Genomic DNA, 1,916 nt, shown 5'->3' with positions numbered 1-1,916 from the left:
CCAACACGCTTGAGCTTGAACACCCTATAACTTATATATGTAATGTACAGATTAGCCATAGATTATTTATTCAAATAAAAAAGCACTCGTTGTCTTTTTAAAAGGCAAGTGCTTTTAGTTAAATTTTAATTCTTTTAGTTTTTTTTGCTTTATTTACTTCCTTAACACTACTAAGCGCCCGCTTAATTATTTTTAAAATTAATTCTGTTTTCACTTAATCTTGCAAATTATACTTCGTCAGATATGGACCATCAGAGCTTATTTTAATTGCTACATTACTCATCTATCATTCCCCTTATAATTCAAATTATTTTAAATAATTTGAATTAGTAAAAGAGAATAAAATATTTTGGATAAATGAACAAATATAAAAAGGAAGACCTTTTCTTTTAGAATTAAATCACCACAACCAATTCAAATAAAGAAGGCCTTCCTATGAATCAGTTTACAACAGATCTTGTTCAAGCTCGAGCAGAGCTACAAATGATGTTTAAAACAAACTAGTGAATAATATCTATAAGAACAACAAATTCGTATTTACACAAAATTATTGAAGGTCCCATTAATTTTCTAAGTAGCCATCTAATCCATTAAAAATGTATATTTATCTCTTCTTTAAGAGCCTTTTCTAAATACTCTTCAAAACTGCTTGCTATAATCTCTTTTCCACCAAAATCAAAATCAAATGTAATGATTTCTGTATTAGGAGAATTAAAACCTACTGGATTCCCTGCACTGTCTACTCCAATAACAATAAAATTCTCATACCCTTCAGGAAGAATATTTCTAAACTGTAGAGATTTCTCTACAAATGATGGTGTAGCAACAAACTCTGCTTCTCTCAATCCCAAAACAATCGCTTCACCAACTGCTCCTGAACCATACTTCAAAAGAAACATTTTAAAGTCCTCAGGTAATTTCACTTTTAGCTCAACTTCAGCTTGCATTACTTCCTCAATATTAACAGTCCCTCCAAATGCTTCTGGGCACATTTCAAGCTCTTCATCAATTGCATTTAACAATTCTATTTTCATTCAATTATCCCCCTTTTAATCATTTCATTAGCATATCTTGCTTTCCAATATTCTTTACGCCATTTATTGAATTCCTGCCTGGCTTCTCCACTGCCAACTCCACCTTTATTTCCAAATGGATGCTGTCTTTTGTTTCCTAAATCATGGTACCTACTAGGCATCTCAATTATTGGTCCCTCAACTCTTTGTTCATGATGGTGAAGTATAATAGTATCATAAACTCCATCTTTTGGTGCATACCCTTTTTTAAATGAATATATCAACTGTTTATCTGACATATTTGATAATGAACGTTGTGCTTTCACTTCAAAACCTTTAAATTGTGCTGTAAATTTACCCGTTTGTTCATAACCTTGAATTGCTTGTTGAACATCTTTAGACGTTACTTTATAAATGTCATTTGTTAAATTAGACTTACCCGTACCCTTACCACTCTCATCCCTAACCTTCGTCCCAACTCCATTACCACCATCCACACGCTCAATAAACTGATACCCATCATTCCCCTTCACAGATCCAACACCTGGATACGCTAAACGATTATCCAGCTTATTTAGACCCAAGTTCTGCAGAGCTGACTGCGTACGCACATGAATGGCTGCGGCACCTTCATTCAGTTTCTTGGTGGCGGCACCGCTGAGTTGTTCAAACTTCGTCGTTTTTGCGAGCTTGTCCGCTCCTTTGGTGCCGACTATGCTCATGGCAACGTTAGCGGTTAGGTAAGAGAAATAGTGGCCTCTGCTTTTTGCATCGCCATTTATAACCTGTTCGTTCCAGGAGTCTTTAATTTCGTTACCGATGGTTTTAGCTACGCCTTTTGGGTCATCCCAAACGGCTTGTGCGCCTTCTCCAATGCTTTGTAACGTTCCTTTTGGGTCTTCT

2 protein-coding genes are annotated in these 1,916 nt (G+C 35.3%); both read right to left on the bottom strand.

The features are described 5' to 3' along the window. Nucleotides 1-590: 590 nt before the first annotated feature. Nucleotides 591-1,034, bottom strand: a complete 444-nt coding sequence (locus BFL01S_RS19465; RefSeq protein WP_061786705.1) for an SMI1/KNR4 family protein — start codon at nucleotides 1,032-1,034, stop codon at nucleotides 591-593. Beyond that, nucleotides 1,031-1,916, bottom strand: an 886-nt coding sequence (locus tag BFL01S_RS19460) for an HNH/ENDO VII family nuclease (protein ID WP_218008546.1), incomplete at its 5' end; no start/stop codon positions are given. The genes BFL01S_RS19465 and BFL01S_RS19460, both read right to left, overlap by 4 nt.

The sequence above is a fragment of the Priestia flexa NBRC 15715 genome (assembly GCF_001591565.1).
GTDB lineage: Bacteria > Bacillota > Bacilli > Bacillales > Bacillaceae_H > Priestia > Priestia flexa.
This window is presented reverse-complemented; position numbering and strand designations above follow the sequence as displayed.

Excerpts from the sequence above, each read along its gene's own strand:
- BFL01S_RS19465 (WP_061786705.1), bottom strand. The coding sequence starts at position 1,034 with ATGAAAATAGAATTGTTAAATGCAATTGATGAAGAGCTTGAAATGTGC.